At 38.9% G+C, this 18,259-nt stretch carries 17 protein-coding genes; 13 read left to right on the top strand and 4 right to left on the bottom strand.

The genetic code is table 11. The annotated features are described in order from the left end of the window. Positions 1–355: 355 nt before the first annotated feature. The 10 genes from gor to IGJ52_RS13115 all read left to right on the top strand — a co-directional run bounded on the left by gor (position 356) and on the right by IGJ52_RS13115 (position 10,244). Complete coding sequence (gene gor, locus IGJ52_RS13160; RefSeq protein ID WP_002354732.1) at positions 356–1,705, top strand: glutathione-disulfide reductase; 1,350 nt, start codon at positions 356–358, stop codon at positions 1,703–1,705. Positions 1,706–1,902: 197 nt separating this feature from the next. After that, on the top strand, positions 1,903–2,265 hold the full coding sequence (gene folB / locus IGJ52_RS13155; protein WP_002372599.1) for a dihydroneopterin aldolase: 363 nt from the start codon (positions 1,903–1,905) through the stop codon (positions 2,263–2,265). After that, a complete protein-coding gene (gene folK, locus IGJ52_RS13150; protein ID WP_002367511.1) occupies positions 2,266–2,751 on the top strand; it encodes a 2-amino-4-hydroxy-6-hydroxymethyldihydropteridine diphosphokinase in 486 nt (161 codons plus the stop codon). Beyond that, complete coding sequence (gene folE, locus IGJ52_RS13145) at positions 2,745–3,314, top strand: GTP cyclohydrolase I FolE (protein ID WP_002383148.1); 570 nt, start codon at positions 2,745–2,747, stop codon at positions 3,312–3,314. Before folK ends, folE begins: the two co-directional genes overlap by 7 nt. Positions 3,315–3,317: 3 nt before the next feature. Further along, complete coding sequence (locus IGJ52_RS13140) at positions 3,318–3,911, top strand: non-canonical purine NTP pyrophosphatase (protein ID WP_010816868.1); 594 nt, start codon at positions 3,318–3,320, stop codon at positions 3,909–3,911. Then, positions 3,904–4,695 carry a dihydropteroate synthase gene (gene folP / locus IGJ52_RS13135; protein ID WP_002386219.1) on the top strand — a complete coding sequence of 264 codons (792 nt, stop codon included), beginning with the start codon at positions 3,904–3,906 and terminating at the stop codon, positions 4,693–4,695. Before IGJ52_RS13140 ends, folP begins: the two co-directional genes overlap by 8 nt. Positions 4,696–5,147: 452 nt before the next feature. Further along, positions 5,148–7,196 (top strand): hypothetical protein, encoded by a 2,049-nt coding sequence (locus IGJ52_RS13130; protein ID WP_438792191.1) that lies wholly within the window; start codon positions 5,148–5,150, stop codon positions 7,194–7,196. A 504-nt stretch (positions 7,197–7,700) separates the two neighbouring features. Further along, complete coding sequence (locus IGJ52_RS13125; RefSeq protein ID WP_002383152.1) at positions 7,701–7,901, top strand: hypothetical protein; 201 nt, start codon at positions 7,701–7,703, stop codon at positions 7,899–7,901. 531 nt (positions 7,902–8,432) lie between these two features. Next, positions 8,433–9,812 carry a hypothetical protein gene (locus tag IGJ52_RS13120; protein ID WP_438792168.1) on the top strand — a complete coding sequence of 460 codons (1,380 nt, stop codon included), beginning with the start codon at positions 8,433–8,435 and terminating at the stop codon, positions 9,810–9,812. 87 nt (positions 9,813–9,899) lie between these two features. Beyond that, a complete protein-coding gene (locus tag IGJ52_RS13115; protein WP_002383155.1) occupies positions 9,900–10,244 on the top strand; it encodes a hypothetical protein in 345 nt (114 codons plus the stop codon). Between the two features lie 61 nt (positions 10,245–10,305). Here IGJ52_RS13115 and IGJ52_RS13110 read toward each other — a convergent pair whose 3' ends face one another. The 4 genes from IGJ52_RS13110 to IGJ52_RS13095 form a co-directional block, all read right to left on the bottom strand. Continuing rightward, entirely contained in the window at positions 10,306–11,292 is a 987-nt protein-coding gene (locus IGJ52_RS13110) for a polyprenyl synthetase family protein (protein WP_438792167.1), read from the bottom strand. A 37-nt stretch (positions 11,293–11,329) separates the two neighbouring features. Then, a complete protein-coding gene (locus IGJ52_RS13105) occupies positions 11,330–11,887 on the bottom strand; it encodes a Gx transporter family protein (RefSeq protein WP_002354743.1) in 558 nt (185 codons plus the stop codon). 11 nt (positions 11,888–11,898) lie between these two features. Beyond that, positions 11,899–12,321 (bottom strand): NusG domain II-containing protein, encoded by a 423-nt coding sequence (locus IGJ52_RS13100; RefSeq protein ID WP_002354745.1) that lies wholly within the window; start codon positions 12,319–12,321, stop codon positions 11,899–11,901. Between the two features lie 217 nt (positions 12,322–12,538). Beyond that, positions 12,539–14,485 (bottom strand): NAD(P)/FAD-dependent oxidoreductase, encoded by a 1,947-nt coding sequence (locus IGJ52_RS13095; protein WP_002354747.1) that lies wholly within the window; start codon positions 14,483–14,485, stop codon positions 12,539–12,541. A gap of 277 nt (positions 14,486–14,762) precedes the next feature. On the opposite strand from IGJ52_RS13095, the gene pplA reads away from it, so the two are divergent. The 3 genes from pplA to menA all read left to right on the top strand — a co-directional run bounded on the left by pplA (position 14,763) and on the right by menA (position 17,976). Next, positions 14,763–15,692: an extracellular electron transfer flavoprotein PplA gene (gene pplA, locus IGJ52_RS13090; RefSeq protein ID WP_002367507.1), complete on the top strand. Its 930-nt coding sequence runs from the start codon at positions 14,763–14,765 to the stop codon at positions 15,690–15,692. Between the two features lie 255 nt (positions 15,693–15,947). Beyond that, positions 15,948–17,015, top strand: a complete 1,068-nt coding sequence (locus IGJ52_RS13085; RefSeq protein ID WP_002354751.1) for an FAD:protein FMN transferase — start codon at positions 15,948–15,950, stop codon at positions 17,013–17,015. Between the two features lie 13 nt (positions 17,016–17,028). Further along, on the top strand, positions 17,029–17,976 hold the full coding sequence (gene menA, locus IGJ52_RS13080; protein WP_010817733.1) for a 1,4-dihydroxy-2-naphthoate polyprenyltransferase: 948 nt from the start codon (positions 17,029–17,031) through the stop codon (positions 17,974–17,976). Positions 17,977–18,259: the final 283 nt, after the last annotated feature.

The raw sequence follows: 18,259 nt of genomic DNA, 5'->3' as shown, positions 1-18,259 counted from the left end.
ATTTTTTCAAAAGAAAAAGTCATTTTTGAAAAGAAAACCAAAAGAATTGACATATAGATAAAATGTGGTATAATTTTAGGTTTCAATAATTAAATTGTATCATTAAAAAACTTTTTTTTCTAGAAGATTTTAGCAAGAAGTAGTTAAATGAACCAAGTAAATCAATCATAACTAGGAATTCCCTTCGACAATGCTACGATTGAATTCCTTTCCCCTCCCCCAGTTCTTTTACGGAACGAATCAATGAAACAGAAGCAGCAGAAAACTAAACAAAAGTAAGTAATTCGACTGTCTTTTTTTGCTATTTTTTGCGATAATAAGGGAGAAAGTTCAAATTGAAAGGGAGCCAGAATAAATGAAAACCTATGATTATATTGTTATTGGTGGCGGTAGTGGCGGGATTGCTTCTGCTAACCGCGCAGGAATGCACGGAGCCAACGTCCTTTTAATTGAGGGTAATGAAATTGGTGGGACCTGTGTCAACGTTGGTTGTGTGCCTAAAAAAGTCATGTGGCAAGCCAGCAGCATGATGGAAATGATGGAAAGAGACACAGCAGGCTATGGGTTTGATGTTGAAATCAAAAATTTTAGCTTTAAACAATTAGTTGAAAATCGTGAAAAATATATCGACTTCTTACATGGTGCGTATAATCGTGGTTTAGACAGTAACAACATTGAACGTATCCATGGTTACGCTACGTTTACTGGGGAGCAAACAATTGAAGTCAATGGGACAGAATATACGGCGCCGCACATTTTAATCGCGACAGGTGGTCGTCCGAAAAAACTAGGTATTCCAGGAGAAGAATATGCCTTAGATTCAAATGGTTTCTTTGCATTAGAAGAAATGCCAAAACGTGTGGTCTTTGTGGGTGCAGGGTACATCGCAGCCGAATTAGCAGGAACCTTACATGGCTTAGGCGCAGAAACACATTGGGCCTTCCGTCATGAACGACCATTACGAAGCTTTGATGACATGCTTTCTGAAAAAGTCGTAGAACGCTATCAAGAAATGGGCATGCAAATTCATCCGAATGCAACACCAGCTAAAATTGAAAAAACGGCGCAGAATGAGTATGTTATTACATTTGAAAATGGTGAATCAATTACGACAGATGCCGTGATTTTCGGGACAGGCCGTCAGCCGAACACGGATCAATTAGGCTTAGAAAATACGAAAGTAGCCCTTGATGAAAAAGGCTACGTCAAAGTAGATAAATTCCAAAATACCACGCAAAATGGCATCTACGCAGTCGGCGATGTCATTGGGAAAATCGACTTAACGCCAGTCGCGATTGCCGCTGGTCGACGCCTGTCTGAACGCTTATTTAACGGACAAACCGATTTATATTTGGATTATAACTTGGTACCAACGGTGGTCTTTACCCATCCACCAGTTGCGACAATTGGTTTGACGGAAAAAGCAGCGCTTGAAGAATATGGTGAAGACCAAGTGAAAATCTATCGCTCTAGCTTTACACCAATGTACTTCGCTTTAGGAGAATACCGTCAAAAATGCGACATGAAATTAATCTGTGTCGGCAAAGAAGAAAAAATTGTCGGTTTGCATGGCATCGGCATCGGTGTTGACGAAATGCTACAAGGCTTTGCAGTCGCTATTAAAATGGGCGCGACCAAAGCAGATTTTGATAATACTGTTGCGATTCATCCAACAGGCTCAGAAGAATTTGTAACAATGCGATAAAAGGCTAATAGACCCCAAAAAAGAGCGTTGCTGATGCAACGCTCTTTTTTGAATACACAAGTTGTACTATTTGATTGGTAAAAAGTAATTTTTTATATCATGCCAATAACCACTTTTCCATCTTTTAACTACTGACTTTTCCAAGAAATATGCTATGATTAAAAAAATCAGCAAAACAGAGGGTAGGGAGTTAGAAGATGGATAAAATTAGAATTAACAACTTGAAATTTTTCACAAAAAATGGTGTTTTGGCAGAAGAAAAACGTCTAGGACAGCAAGTAGAAATCGACCTTGAAATGCAGTTGTCGCTAGCCGAGGCAGGGCGAACAGATGATGTCACCCAAACTGTCAATTATGCCGAAGTGAATGAATTGATTGCCCAACGAGTAAACAATCACTCGTACGATTTAATTGAAGGTTTAGCGAGTGCTATTTTAGATGATATTTCCGCAGATTATCAAGAACAATTGGACAAAATTATCATTAAAATTAGAAAATATAGTGTGCCGATGCCCGGCCTTTTTGACAATATTGAAATTGAAATGGAGCGAGAAGTATAGATGATTGGCTATGTAGCATTAGGTAGTAACGTCGGCGATCCGTACACAAATTTAGTGAAAGCCCGCAATTATTTAAACGAAGACCCGCAGATTCAGGTCGTGGCTTCTTCAAAACTTTATGAAACGGATCCTTACGGCTATACAGACCAAGATGATTTTTTGAACGCCGTATTGAAAATTGATACTAGCTATACCGCTGAAGAATTACTGGCTGTTACCCAAGGGATTGAGCAAGCAATGAAACGTAAAAAATTAATTCACTGGGGTCCGCGGATTATTGATATTGATATTTTATTATTAGGGGAACAGTCAGTCACGTTGCCTCACCTACAAGTTCCTCATCAAGAATTAACAAAACGGTCATTTGTTTTGATTCCCTTAAGTGATGTTTACGCAGAGGAACAACTATTGGGCGCGCCAATAGCTACGTGGATTCAGCGCAGTGGCAATCAAGAAGAAGTGCGAGTAAGCGAAAAGGAATGGTAGAGATGGAGCAGGAAAAACAAGCGCAAATTGAGCAGGCAGTTACCACAATCTTAGAAGCAGTGGGGGAAGATACTCAACGGGCAGGACTCATTGATACACCCAAACGCGTAGCTAAAATGTATGCAGAAGTTTTTAGTGGATTAACCGAACCTGAATTTGACGATTATAAATTATTTGATAGCTTAAATGAAGGCGAAATGGTTCTAGTAAAAGATATTGCCTTTTATTCAATGTGTGAACACCATTTATTGCCATTTTATGGAAAAGTACATGTCGCTTATCTGCCAGAAGGTGGCAAAGTATTGGGACTAAGCAAGTTACCAAGATTAGTAGAACATTGTGCCAAACGTCCCACAGTTCAAGAAGATTTAACAGTGACAATTGCCCGCAAACTCCAAGAAAATATTCCCGTCAAAGGCATTGCAGTAGCCATTGAAGCGGAACATATGTGTATGACGATGCGCGGCGTGAAAACACCACAAAGTAGCACCAAAACATTTCAATTTACCGGACTATTTAAAGAACAAGAGTGGAAAAATCAATTTTTAATGGAGATACGTTAGAAAATGGAAATCATTGTCGGCACGAATAACCAAGGTAAGTTAAAAGAAATGCAATCAGGACTTAAGGACCCAGCTATTCAACTTGTCTCTTATCGAAAGTATACAACCAGTCAAGAGCAACCGGCAGAAACTGGCACTACGTATGCTGAAAATGCTTATCTAAAAGCACGCTTTTTCCAACAATTAATTGGACGCCCAGTGTTAGGTGATGATGGCGGCTTAACGTTAACTGCTTTTCCTGATTTATTAGGTATTTATACAAGCCGCTTTTTCCATTCAGCTAATCCGGAAGAACAGAACCGCGAACTGTTGCACTTATTTGAAGGGCAACAGTCGACTCGCGAGTTAACCTTATCAGCCACGTTGGTCTATGCACTCGATGACGACAAACTGTTGCAAACGGAAGCCGCTTTGACTGGTGAATTAGTTGAACCGCGCGGTACAGGCGGTTATGGCTTTGATCCGATTATTTATTTACCAGACCGAGGCAAAACCTTAGCGGAGTTGTCCATGAGTGAACGAATGAAGATAAGTCCTAGGATGCAGGCTTTACGAAAGATGATTCAGCAGATAAAGGAGCAATATGACAATGATTGATTTAAAAAAGAATTACCAAATTATGGGGATTGTCAACACGACCCCCGACTCTTTTTCTGATGGCGGTAGCTACACAACGGTCGACGTGGCCTATCAACATGCGCTTCATCTACTAGAAGCGGGGGCCGATATTTTAGACATTGGCGGCCAATCCACACGTCCTGGCTACGAAGAAGTTTCTCCACAAGTTGAGGCAGACCGAGTATTACCGTTAATTAAAAAAATACGTGAGACTTCTCTAGCGCCGATTTCTGTGGACACCTACTATCCCGAAGTAGCAGAAGCCGCGATCCAAGCTGGCGCCACAATGATTAATGACATCAAAGGATTAGACACTCCGGGGATGGCAGAAGTCCTCGCACAATATCCTGAAATCCAAGTTGTGATTATGCATTCTAGAAAACGCCAATCTCTTTCTTTAAAAGAAGAGTTGCACCAATTTTATACAGAAAAAATTGAACAATGCCAAAAATACGGGCTTTCCTTAGAAAAAATTTGTTTCGATCCAGGGATTGGCTTTCATAAAACTGTCGCAGAAAACCTTCAACTGTTAAAAGATCCTAACGCCTTTCGCTACCAAGATTATCCGTTACTGTACGGCGTTTCTCGCAAACGAACCATCGGCGCTTTAACGAACGAACCAGAACCAGCCAACCGTGATTTTGGTTCAGCCGCTGCTTCCTTGTATGCAGCACAACAAGGCGTAGAAATTTTACGTGTTCATAATGTCCAAGGCTTAAAACAAACATTTGATGTCTGGCGAGCATTGTCGGAGAAGGAGTAAGAGCAGACCAATAGACTAAACAGACCGACCATCAAAAAAGATGGTCGGTCTGTTTAGTCTATTGCTAAAATCAGTAATAAAAAATAAACCTGTCATAACTTTTACCGAAGGTTGATTATAATTAAAGATGACGTCTTAAATGTTCGCAAGCTAATAAACGCCAGGAACAGAACCAACGCCTTCGGAACTAATTGGTTCTGTCCTGATCTCTTCATGTTTATCGTGTTTATTATGCTAAGTTGAAACGGGAAAGTCGATTGTTAAATAAGCTTTCGTTTTTTAGGTATTTTTAAGAAATATTTTAGAGTAGATACAGCATAGAAATTCTATTACAATTGTCTTTGGATCTTCAAATAATATCAATTGTTATTTAATATTTATTTTATTTTTTACAAGTAAAAGTAAGGAGGTTGTAATCTCAATTGAAAAAACATAACTATTTATTGATTTTATTGTGGATAGTTGAAGGGATCTTTTTAGGAGTTGAAAAAGTAGAGGCTGCTCCTAGACCATTAACAGAACTGGGCTATTTCCATTGGGCAAATCAATCGATTACACCAGCGGCAAACACATTTATTATGCATTACGGCGAAAATACATCCGTCGAACCAATTGAAGGCGAAGTGTATTCAAACTACATGGCAGTTAGTCGAACGACAAATAAAAGTAAAGCATTAGTAAAAAATGTGGGGTTCTATGAAGGAAAAGCAGTTAATTTATTAGTTACATTACAACGGAATAAAAGTAATTTGGATGGAGGATCAATTAGTTTTACTGAAAGCTATTTTTTAGGAATTACGATTAAAGGCGAAATGCTGGTTACCTATGATTTTGTTGATAATTATGGTCAGCCCTTAACGATAAAAACAGCGTTTAATTACTATGGGTTAAATTCAAACAAATATGTTGGCTATAAAAACCCTGGAACGATAATTGATGCCTTATATGCGGAAAATCCTACACATATTCTTTACGATACGTGGGATGGCGGAGACGATGATTATTGGTTATATCTAAAAAACGTTACTGCAGGGGTACCTTGGCGGGACCCTCGCCAGCGTTTTGAAATGACGACCAAAAGTATTTCTACTGTTACGTTTGTAGTCCACAACAATGACACAACGCCGTCATCCATTGTTTACTTTACGGATTTTTTGGCAAAACCAGAATTTCCAACAGCCTACGCAATGGATACTTATTTTGAAAATGCAGAGACGGCTGTTTGTTTAAATGTGCAACAGACCATTCCAAATATTGATCAGTGGACAAAACCTAGTCAAATGGCTATAAACGTTAACCTGAACCAAGTAAATCAAACAAAGCAATATCAATTTGACAAAGTCTTAGTTACAGACTTTAAAGGAGAAGATTTAACGGATTTATTTACTAGCCAAACAGATGGTGAAAATGTCCAAATTATGACAAAAAATCTGTCAGATAGTCGTTTCTACGATACCGTATTACAATATAAAGTTTACTTGAAATGGCAAGGAACTCAAAATCCAGTCGATACGGCGCTCATTTCAAATGGAAAATTAGACTTGCCGTTTAGTGCAAGAACTCTTTTAGATGGAGAAAATTTAGAGGAAACGACTGCTACATCCAGTGTGAATTATGTGGGGAAAGCAACGACTGTGTTTTTAAATGAACAAGATAATGCTATTCATGAACCAGTCACAAAAGAAGGGATTTTAACCACGCCTTTTGACTTATCTAATCAGTATCCCGAAATAGCTGGCTATGAACCAATTAAGACCCAACAAGATCAAGGAATGTTTCTTCCAGAGGAGCAAACAATTATTCATCGTTATCGTGAAAAGAAGTTATTACAATTCAAATTGATGGATGAAGAAAATCCGCTATTGGTCTCACGTTTTACAAATCAGCGAGAAGTTACTTTTTCATTTTCCCATGATCCATCAACCAATATAACTTTAATAGCGAAGTGTGGCACGGAAGAAAAAGAATTAAAAAAATATGTAGATGCGCCAGAATCGGTTGTTGATAAAGTTACGTATACTTTTCCTGAACATTGGTTGAATCGAGAGGTTTTCTTTTATATAAAAGATGAGAACAATCAAGAGTCAGAAAAAGACAGTCGGACTCTTCAAAAAGAAGCTGGGCCCAAGCTCATTTTACCTGATACGATCAATTTTGGTGTGAATGAAATTCCCGCAACAGAGACAATGATTTCTTCTATTACAAATAAAGAAATCCGCATTGAAGATACAAGCAAACTTGATAAAAGTCGGTGGACAATTAAAGTAAAAGAAGAACAACCGTTAAAGAACGAAAACGGTGAGTTACTCGACAAAAGAATAAGTTATGGTGAGAAGAATCAGCGTGTTCTAATTAATGCAGATAGCCAACCTATTTTGCAAGGAAGCGGCAACGCTACCGCTAATTTGACCAAACAACTTCAGTTGACGATTTTTCCATCTGATCCAATCGGAAGGTATAGTGGAGTGTTGCGGTGGTCTCTGGAAGATGCGCCAGAATAAAACCTTTGTTTAATAAGAAAAAAGTGCCCAAAGATCTATCAATAGATAATTGGACACTTTTTTATAAACCTCTCTGGGGCTCCTACTTTTTTAAAGAGAGCGCCTTCTAACAAAGTGCAAATGTGTTATACTACACAAGTAGGAAGTTTATGACGGTGGCAATTTCTCAAAAAAGGGGGACTGCCAATGTTTTTGCTTGTTCGCTTTTTCCCTAGAAAGGAATAGCAGTGACTGTCTTTGAAGCATTGATGTTTGCGATTGCTTTCGCAACGTTAATTGTCAAAATCAGTAATAAAAACAACAAAAAATAAACCCGTCATAACCTTTAGCTGGGATTGACGGGTTTATTTCCGTATCAAAATCAAGCTACCGTCTTAAACGGTCTACCCGAGAGCGTATGTCTAGTACGCTCTCTTCGTGTTTATTATAGCAAGTTGAAACGGAAAAGTCGAATAGTAAATAAATTGAGATAAGACAGAGCGGGGAAAGTAGGGAGAGTTAAAAATGGCATTTGCACATATAAATATAGAAAATATGGTTGTTTTTGGAGGAATCTCATTAAGTATTTATATATTATACACTGTTCTGAATATTATAGAATTTAAGTATTATGACAAGGTATCTTTTGATGAAGAAGAACTTGACAGAATAGATACACAGGAATATGCAAGGTACTTTTCAGAACTATTAACGGAAAACCAATAATTTAAAGCCACCGTCGTAAATGGTCTACCCGAGAGCGTATGTCTAGTACGCTCTCTTCGTGTTTATTATAGCAAGTTGGAACGGAAAAATTCGAATAGTATCTAGATAAAAAAACAGTGTAGAAACGAAAGCTATGTTGAATGCTGCAGCAGATACTGCTTTTGTGATAATTAATTAAAGACTTCTGTCTCAACTTAAATCAACCAACAAAAGGGAACTTTTTATACAAAGTGTGTACACACTATTGAATAGACTTGAATCAGCGTGATTTTATTTGAATTTTTCAACAGTAGCTACAAAAAAAGTGTTAATTTATGCTTATAAAAGTAACAATTTTATTTTTGGACGACAATCAATAACTGGTTCAAACATTGGCTTTTATTTCATTTAATAATTTACATTATTTTATTATTTCTTTTTTTAGGAATAAATAAAATAAAATTTTAAATTTATTTCGTGTATGCTAAATGATATACAGGGGAACAATTTTATATATTCTTGATTAATTTTTATTTAAAGGAAGGAATTTGTATGAAGAAAATTACTAAGGCTCTTATCATTAGCACGTTAGGAATTCAAGTGTGTCTACCCATCGTGAGTTATGCAACGTCTGAAGAGCAACCGAGCGAAGTCAGTCAGCAACTTAGCGCCAGTCTGAAGGTAGCTGGTGTACCAGAATCTGAAAATTATAAAACACAGTTTTCTGTGAAACCATCTGAAAACTTATACAAAGGTTCTACGACATTTAGGCCAGCGAATCAAAACGAGTTGTTAATTGATGGCTTTGTCAACAATAACAACATACAAATTGCGATTACTGTTGACCGTACCAAACCGCGAACACTCTATATTTATGAACTTAGTCCCAACAATTCCACTCGACAAAAATACACACTAACAGAGGGGAGTACGGTGAATTCAAAAGAGTTTCCAGGACATCGTTATGTCTACCCTGGAGGGAAATATGACAATATTATTTTGGAACGTTACAACACTAGAGCGGCAATTTGGAATTTAAAACGAACGCTTTTACAAAATGATACGAAAACAGTGAATAAAGTAATCGTCCCAATTATTGATCAATTAGAACAAGAAACACATTATATTATCGCTGGTACAACAAAAGAAGAACCTGAAAATCAGCTATTAGAGAGTGTTAAACAATCTGGTTTCAAAGGAGATGCTTATACAACTGGTGCGCCGGAAACGATTGTTAAAGATGGCGTGACCTATGCGTTAACTGACCCATTACCGACCAACGCAAATGGTTACTTATCTAAATATTATAATGGTTGGTCACACTTGTATAATTATGGAAATTACGATCTTCGTCGCACGCAAATTGATGATAGTGGCACACAATTGATTGAGTTACTAAGAAAAAACGGTACAGTTGAGCAGAGCGCCAAGGTAGCTGCGGGCCAAAGCCACACATTTCCTAATAAAGGCACTGCAGGTGGACCTGTGACAGCTGTTAATTTTTACAATGGGATTCCAGAAACGACGTATCATGTGGTTTATCAATATATTGCTGTTGAAACAGAATACCGTGGTCAAATCGTGGATCAAGATGGCAATAAAATTTCTAAAGAGGGGCTCGAACTGCCATCTTTTGAAGGAAAACGTGGTGAAACAATTCAGGTGAACCCAGAGGACCTACCAGAGATTCCTGGGTATATTAAACCGAGTGCACCATTAGAGCTAGTTATTCCAGAAACAGGTCGGAACAATATAATCGTGAAAGGCTACAAATATATTAATAATCGTTTGTATTTTGAAACCTATGATCCATTATCTGGAGGTCGTAAACACAAAAATGGTGAGCCTTTAGGAAAAGATCGCCTATATGATGCAGAAGAGTTTATGCGAGCAATGGAAAAAGGTGTGCCAATTATTCAAGTCATTGGTTAAGTAAACCTAGAAATAAGTTATAACATATTTGTTTTCAAATATATTATATAAATGCTTTAAAAATACTAAGTAGAGGAGTTTTTTAAGATGAAGAAAGCTATCAAAAAAGTTTCAATGTGTTTAGGGGTAACCGCATTTTTAGGGGCAGGAGCGTTGGCTACAACAACTTCAGCTTTTGCAACAGAACAACCAGAAGTGGCATCAGAAGCCATCTCAACCTATGCGGCGACTGGTTTTTATCGTGTTCTTTACGATACAACGTTGTTATTCAGTGATAACGCCGACATTATTCATATACCAGCAGGATTTATGATTTACCATACAGGAAATGAGATGGAGTGGGGGGGCATGAAATTTTATGAAATGAATGTCATGCAAGGAACAGAAGTATACCGTGGTTATGTTCAAGATACAGCGTTAGTTAAAGCGTAAAAAAAGACAGCTCTTCTGCGTTCAGAAGAGCTGTCTTTTTACTAAATAACCAAAAGTTTTTTTAATTCTCTCTTGTCAAAATCGTTTGTGTAATTTCATACAATTGTTCTTTCGCTTGGACCTTTGTTTCAGGAAGTTTGCTGATTTCTTTCAGCGCTTTTTCTGTGTAATGAGTGGCTAATTGTTGAGCCTTTTCTACGCCACCTAGTTCATGGACAAGACGATAAATTTCCTGTGTTTCTTCATCGGTCAAGGCTTCTTTTTTCATTAAAAGTGGCAACAAAACTTCAGGATTGGCTTCAAGTGCATAAATCAAGGGCAAAGAATACACGCCTTGACGTACGTCTTCTAAGACGGGTTTGCCGATGGCATCGGCAGTTTGCGTATAGTCCAAAATATCATCAATAATTTGAAAAGCCAGTCCGATATTTTCGCCGATTTCACCACAACGTTTGGCAAAACGTTGGGAGGTGCCACTTTCATAGGCACCGACAAAACAACTTAGCGCAAACAATTCCGCAGTTTTCCCGGAAATGTTTTTTAAATATTGGTCAATCGTTACCTCGAAATTATAGCGATTGTCCATTTGACCAAGCTCACCAGTTAGGACTTTTTCCATACTGCGCGAATTTAATTGAATGCTTTTTAATGAAGAAGAATAATCAGATAAGAGCTTGAAACAGCAAACAAAAAGATAATCGCCTGTATACACGGCTGTGCTATTCCCAAAGCGCGAACGCAGTGTTGGCAAGCCACGACGCGTATCGGCTTCGTCGACAATATCGTCGTGAACTAACGTGGCGGTATGCAGTAATTCAATGGAAGCCGCTAACGCTGTCGCCTTTTTAGGGTCCCGCTGTTCACCAAAATAAGAGAACAACAGTTGGTAGGCTGGACGTAGCAATTTGCCGCCAGAATGAATCATGTCATGGACAGCAGCTTGAATCTCTTGATTATCGATTTGAACCGCTTGTTCCATCAAGCGAAGAGTAGTTGTTAATTCTTTTGATAACGTAGGATAGGTATTCCACATAGGATGTATATTCATAAGATGACTCCTTTAATTGTGGCGGACAGGTTTTCAATTAGAAAAATTGACTCCACTTATGTTTCGTTGTTTGTTCATAATTCAGTTGGAATTTTCGTAACGTCTGGACATGTTGTAGTAAATAATTAGCGGCAATCCCAATGGCAATCCCTGAAAGTAACCCAAACAGAGATAGAAATGGTAAGTACAGCATCGGCGCCCACGAATGAGCAAAGAAAGAGGTCGTTAGCAACTGACCAACGTTGTGTAAGAAACCACCAACGGCACTAATCCCTATAATGCTGACCCGTTTTGGCCCCAGCTGCTTGACAAGCAACATGCCGAAATAACTTAATAAGGCACCACTGGCACTATAGAAAAAGGTCGAAAGTGTACCGCCCAGTAATGTCGTTAAAATCAAACGTAAACAGACCAGGAAAAAACTATCACGCTTACGCATGGTGAAAATCGCAATAATAGTAATTAGATTTGCTAGACCGAGCTTTGCCCCAGGAGCAAATGCGAAAGGGTAAGGAATCATATTTTCGATTAAACCAATAATGACCCCTTGGGCAACGAGCATAGCAATATAAATATTCTTGTGTAATTTGCTCATAGTTGTCGTGCTTAATAAATTAAGCTACCGTCTTCACTCCCATCAGAAGCTTCCACGGTGATAAACAAATTGTGGGGTAGACAGGCAATCGGGGTTTCACCAGGTTTGGAAATCCAGCCTCGCCGAACATCCACTAAGTCAGCACAGTTGGCTTCCTTCACGCGGATACGATCACCATCTACTTCAATCAGGTTGTAATCACCGTCTTTTGCTTCGTATTTATATGTATAATGCGGGCCGTCCTTTTTTAAGTCAAAGACTTTGATTACTTTGTTGTCTACTTTCAAGACTGCTTGATACGTAGCCGCTTCTTGACCACGGTTTTGCATGGCAAAAACAACAAGGGGCAGAAAAGAACCAAGAACTAAAATAGCAATAATAATAACGTCCCATGTTTTCAAGCGACTTTTCTTAATGAATTCTTTGATCGTCATTTTCTTCTCTCTCCTTTGGTGTTTTTTTCTTGTCTATCATAACATAATGAACGGAAAAGAAGTATTCTTTTCCAGTTGAGCCACCATATTATATAAAAGAAAATATGTGGGACAAAAGTCATGCTTGACTGCTGTCCCACATACTAAATCCTATGATAGTCAGCTGGAGACATGTGTCTCAGCTTTTGCTCGTAGTTGTCAATCGATGATCGATTGCTTACTTACCGCCGTATCTAGCTTTCGGGGTACCATACCACGCTTTACCAAGTTTGCGTTGAATCCATGGAATTACCCAGCGGTCTAAACCGACAGCACGGCCTGAACCGTTCATCAAAGCAAAAGCGACAAAGATAAACCAGATATTTACCCAATAGAACATGCCAGATAAACAGAAGGCAATTGTTAAACCAATTGTAGCAGCACTTGATAACCAAGTGAATAAACCAGCAATCAATGCTAAAGCAATACATACTTCAACGATTGTCATGAATTTTTGCATGAACAAAGCAACTTCTTGGTTTGGCATCATAAATTTCATTACGCTTTCGAACCATTTAGGCATGTGATCAAACACTTGCATTGGTGTTTCGCCGTAAGCGTAGCTTAACCCAAAGTGCGCTGCTTGTGTTGCCGCATCGGCCCCACCGCTTGCCGCAGCATCCGCCGCACCACTTGCAGCAGTTGTTGCTGTTTCAGTTGCTTGAGAAGCACCTGTTGTTACTTGTTCTTGTAACCAAGGGAATGGGAAAACGACTTTATCTGTGAACCAAGAACCGTCACCAAACCAAGTGCTTGGTTTCAAGTAATCGCCGTTGCCGACAATTTTCTTCATTGATTCGACTAACCAAACCATACCATAGAAGACACGTAGCGGAACACTCCACAAGACATTGCCGTAACGAGACGTATGTCCGCGAGCAACAGAACGATCATCTTTAATATGGAAGATTTCGTGCATAATGTATTGGAACATGTAGTAACCAGAACGAATATCAAAGAAGTATTTCAAGTTAACGATATGTTTCATAATGATGGCTAAGAAACCACTCAAATGAATTTTATCGAATAAGTTGGCAACGCCCCATTTCGCGCCGATGGAAACCATGAATCCTTGGTAGTTTCCTTTAAAGGCATGTTTTTCGCCGCCTTTAATATCTGCAACGATGTTGGCAGCTGCAGTATGACCTGTTTGTTCAGCTGCTTGAACGATTTGAGGAGTTGGTGTATTTGGTGTTTCTTCGTAATAAACCAAGTCACCAATGATATAAATGTTTTTGTCTTCGTAACCTTTTGCTTGCATGTATTCATTCGCAACTAAACGACTACCACGTGCTGCTTCTAAACCAAAGTCAGCGGCATCAGAAGTTGCTTTCACACCAGCTGTCCAGATTAACGTATGCGTTGGTACTTCAGAACCATCTTTTAATTTAATATGATCTGCTGCAACTTCAACGATTGGTGAGTTCAATAATAATTGAACATTTTTCTTTTCTAGATAACGTTCTGCTTTGGCAGCATCGTTACGAGATAACATGTTTAAGATGGTTGGCATTGCTTCAACAACCATTAATGTAATTTCGTCTGGATCAATTTTGGCATCTTTCGCTAAACGATCTTTCCAGTCGATTAATTCGCCGACCATTTCGATCCCAGTAAAACCAGAACCACAGACAACGAATGTTAACATTGCTTTGCGTACTTCAGCATCTGGTTCGATGGCTGCTTTAGCAACGGTTGCTTCAATGTGATGACGAATTTTCACTGCATCATCAAATGACCATAAGGTGAAACCATTTTCTTTCACGCCTGGTGTTCCAAAGTCATTTGGTTCGCCACCCATACCCAGAATTAACTGGTCAAATGGATAAGAACCTGCTAAAGTTTTCACAACTTTGTTTTCTTTGTCGATCCCAGTAACAGTATCTGTTACCAATTTTACGTTTTTCTTGCGTGAGAACAAACGTTGTAAGTCGTATTGAATTGCTTCTGGTTCAACACGTCCGCCTGCTACTTCATGCAATTCGGTCATCATAGTGTGGTAAGAATGGCGATCAATCAATGTGATTGTTACGTCCGTATCTTTTTTAAATTTCTTTGCTAGAAATTTAGTAGCTGAAACGCCAGCATACCCAGCACCTACAACGACAATATTTTGCTTTGTCATTGACAATCCGCTCCTTAATATTGTAAGTAGTAAAATAGTGATAATGATTAATAAGTACACAATCGACTAACATTATATAAGTATTTCACGAATTTGTCTAATATAAATTTTAATTGTCAACAAATTTACTCCAACGATGAGTTTTTGATGAAAAAAAGACCGAAATGTAAATATTTTTAGGGGATGGTCTTGACAACGTTTTTAAAACCATTATAATGTGTAATGTATCACAAACTTTTAATGTTTGTGAAAATCATGAAAGAAAAGGTGACTATCAATGAAAGTGAATAAATTTGTTAAAGGTTTTGCGGCAATTGCATTATTTAGTTTAGTATTAGCAGGCTGTGGCGCAGACAAGAAAGACAACACAACGAACTCTTCTAGCGCAGCATCTTCAGAAACGAAAAAATCAACTGAATCATCAGCACCAGCGAAAAAAGTTGCCGGTGGCGATTTAAAAGATGGTACGTATAAATTAGAAGAAAAAAATGAAAAAAATGGTTACCGTGCAGTCTTTGAAATGACTGTAAAAGACGGCAAAATCACTGAATCTAAATATGACAACATCAATGCTGACGGCAAATCTAAAACAGAAGACACTAAGTATGAAGAAAGCATGAAAGCAAAATCTGGTGTTGGACCAAAAGAATACATCAAACAATTAAACGATTCTTTTGTTAAAGCACAAAGCGCAAGCGGTGTGGAAGTAGTAACCGGTGCGACTCATTCATCTGAATCATTCCAAAACTACGCACAACAATTAATCCAAGCAGCACAAGCTGGTAACACAGACACAATCGAAATCGACAATGGGGCAACATTGAAAGATGGTACGTACTCATTGAAAGAAAAAAATGACTCAAACGGCTACCACACAACATTCTCAATGACTGTGAAAGATGGTAAAGTGACTGAATCTAACTACGATAACGTGAACGCTGACGGCAAATCTAAAAAAGATGACACTGAATACGAAAGCAAAATGAAAGACGTTACTGGCGTTGGACCAAAAGAATATATCGAAACATTAAACAAAGAATTTGTTAAAGCAATGGGCGAAGAAGACGGCTCACCTGCAGGTGTTGAAGTGGTAACTGGTGCAACACACAGCACACATTCATTCATCAACTACGCACAACAATTAGTGAACGCTGCTGAAAAAGGCGACACAACTGAAATCGTTGTTGACAACATCGTAACAAAATAATTAGAAATAAATGAATCGTGAAGTAGTTCCTGAAATGCTTTTCAGCAATTACTTAGCACCATTGAGGGGTTGGGAAAAAGTCGGTTGGCTGACTTTCCCGCCCCTTTTTCTTCGCTAGTTCTGTCCATCATTTCACAAATTTTTTTCACAGAAATTTGTGAATTTCCAAGAGAAAGACTTTTCATTTTTTCCAAAAAAGGCTACTATGCAAGAGAACTTATTTTTTAATTAAAGAAGGAAAGAAGAGGGAATCCTATGAAAAAGAAACTTCTGCTCATGGTGAGTGTTCTAGCAGTGCTGTTTGTGGCAGCTGCTTGTTCCTCAAAACCAGAAGCGAAAATTAATACAGAACCATACTCTGACCGTCAAACAATGCTTGGTACCTACGTTCAAATTCGCATCTACGATGATGGCAAAGAAGACGTCTTACCGAAAGCTTTTGCCCGTGTCAAAGAACTAGGCGATAAAATCACCGTCAACCAACCAGGTTCAGAAATTGATGAAATCAACCAAGAAGCAGGCGTGAAACCAGTCAAAGTCTCAGATGACCTGTATCCTTTGTTGAAAAAAGCCTATGAATATAGCAAAGACTCCCGCGGTGGTTTCGACATGGCAATTGGCCCAATCACCTCTATGTGGCACATTGGCTTCGATGATGCCCGCAAACCAAGCCAAGCCGAAATTGATCAAGCCTTGAAACTTGTCGATTATACGAAAGTTAAATTCAACGACAAAGAGCAAACCGTTTACCTTGAAGAAAAAGGCATGCAATTGGATTTAGGCGCAATTGCCAAAGGCTTCATCACCGACGAAGTCGTGAAAGTCCTCAAAGACAACGGCGTTACCACCGCTATCGTCGATTTAGGCGGGAATGTTTACGTCTTAGGACACAGCCCACGTGGCAAAGACATGGACTGGACAGTTGGGATTCAAGATCCGAATAAAGCCCGCAACACTGTTTTAGGTCAAGTCAAAGAAAGCAACAAAACCTTAGTCACATCAGGAATTTATGAACGCTACTTAAAAGTCGATGGTAAAACGTACCACCATCTCTTCGATCGTGAAACTGGCTATCCGTTTGATAACGACATCGCGGGTGTCACCATTATCACCGACAAATCCATCGATGGTGATGGTCTCTCAACAGCCGTCTTCTCAATGGGCGTCAAAAAAGGACTAGAATATGTCGAAAGTCTGAAAGGAACCGATGCCATTTTCGTCACAAAAGACGACAAAGTCTACATTAGCAAAGATATCGAAGGCAACTTTGAAATCGGCAAAGACTCTGGCTATACGATGGGGAATCGGGCCGATTTGAAATAAGGAGCGACTAAAAATGTCTTTAAATGTGTTTTTAAAAGTAGTGGAAATTCAGACGAAGCTTGCCAGTCTCTTTCCCTTTATCATCGGGGTCTTGTTTTCAATGACCTATTTTGGGGAAGTCCAGTGGGGCAACACGCTGGTTTTCTTCATTGGCATGGTGGTCTTTGATATGGCCACCACCGCCATTAATAATTACATGGACTTCAAAAAAGCCAAATCGGACGTCTACAAATATGAAGAAAATATTATCGGACAATCAGGCGTTTCACCACAACTGGTCCGCAATATGATTTTCGCCATGATTGCCTTCACTGCCGTTGTAGGTGCGTACTTAACGGTTCAAACCGGTTGGCTCTTCCTTGTGTTAGGGGGAATTTGCTGCTTCATCGGTATTTTCTACACGTATGGACCGATTCCGTTATCCCGCATGCCCTTGGGAGAAATTTTCAGTGGCTTCACGATGGGCTTAGGCATCTTCGTCTTAACGGTTTACTTGAACGTCGTTACCAAGCCGCCGTTTTACTTAACGGTTGATTTCGCCAGTGGCGCCTTTCGCTTAGACGGCAATCTCTGGGCGGTGCTTGCGATTGTCGTGGCGTCCTTGCCCTTGGTTTGTTCGATTGCTAATATCATGCTCGCCAACAATTTACGGGACTTAGATACGGATATTGAGAACCACCGTTATACGTTAGTCTATTATATCGGGCGCCCAGCAGGGATTGTGCTGTTTCAAGTGTTAGCGTTAGCTGGGTATCTGGTGATTTTATTTGGCTTCATTAGTGGTATTTATCAATGGCCGGTGTTAATCACGTTTGCCACTCTGCCAGTCATTTGGAAAAATATTCAAACGTTTAAACAAGAATTGCCGCAGCCGAAAAGTTTCCGTCATTCCATTAAAAACTTACTGGTTTTCAATGGTACCTATGCCTTAGGGCTATTAATTAGCGCTTTGATTGGTTGAAACCTAAAAAAGTGCGAAGAATGCGAAAAAAATCTTGTTTTTTTTCAAGAAGTTTCTTCAAAATAGTTAAGAAAAGCTCAAAACGTTAGTGGTCAACACTAACATTTTGAGCTTTTCTCGTTAAAGAGAACAAAAAATTAAACTTTAAAGGCGTGATTTCAGGGAAAAACAGGTGGGAAACAACATTCCTATTGGTTGATAATTAAATAACATGTCTTTAAACGCTGTTCTATCGCTATAATTCAAAAAATTCACATGGAGTGCGTAAAAATCGTCAATTTCT

The organism is Enterococcus sp. DIV1758 (assembly GCF_051711985.1).
Lineage (GTDB): Bacteria > Bacillota > Bacilli > Lactobacillales > Enterococcaceae > Enterococcus > Enterococcus faecalis.
Note: the sequence above shows the minus strand (reverse complement) of the source record. Positions and strands in the feature narration are given on the sequence as shown.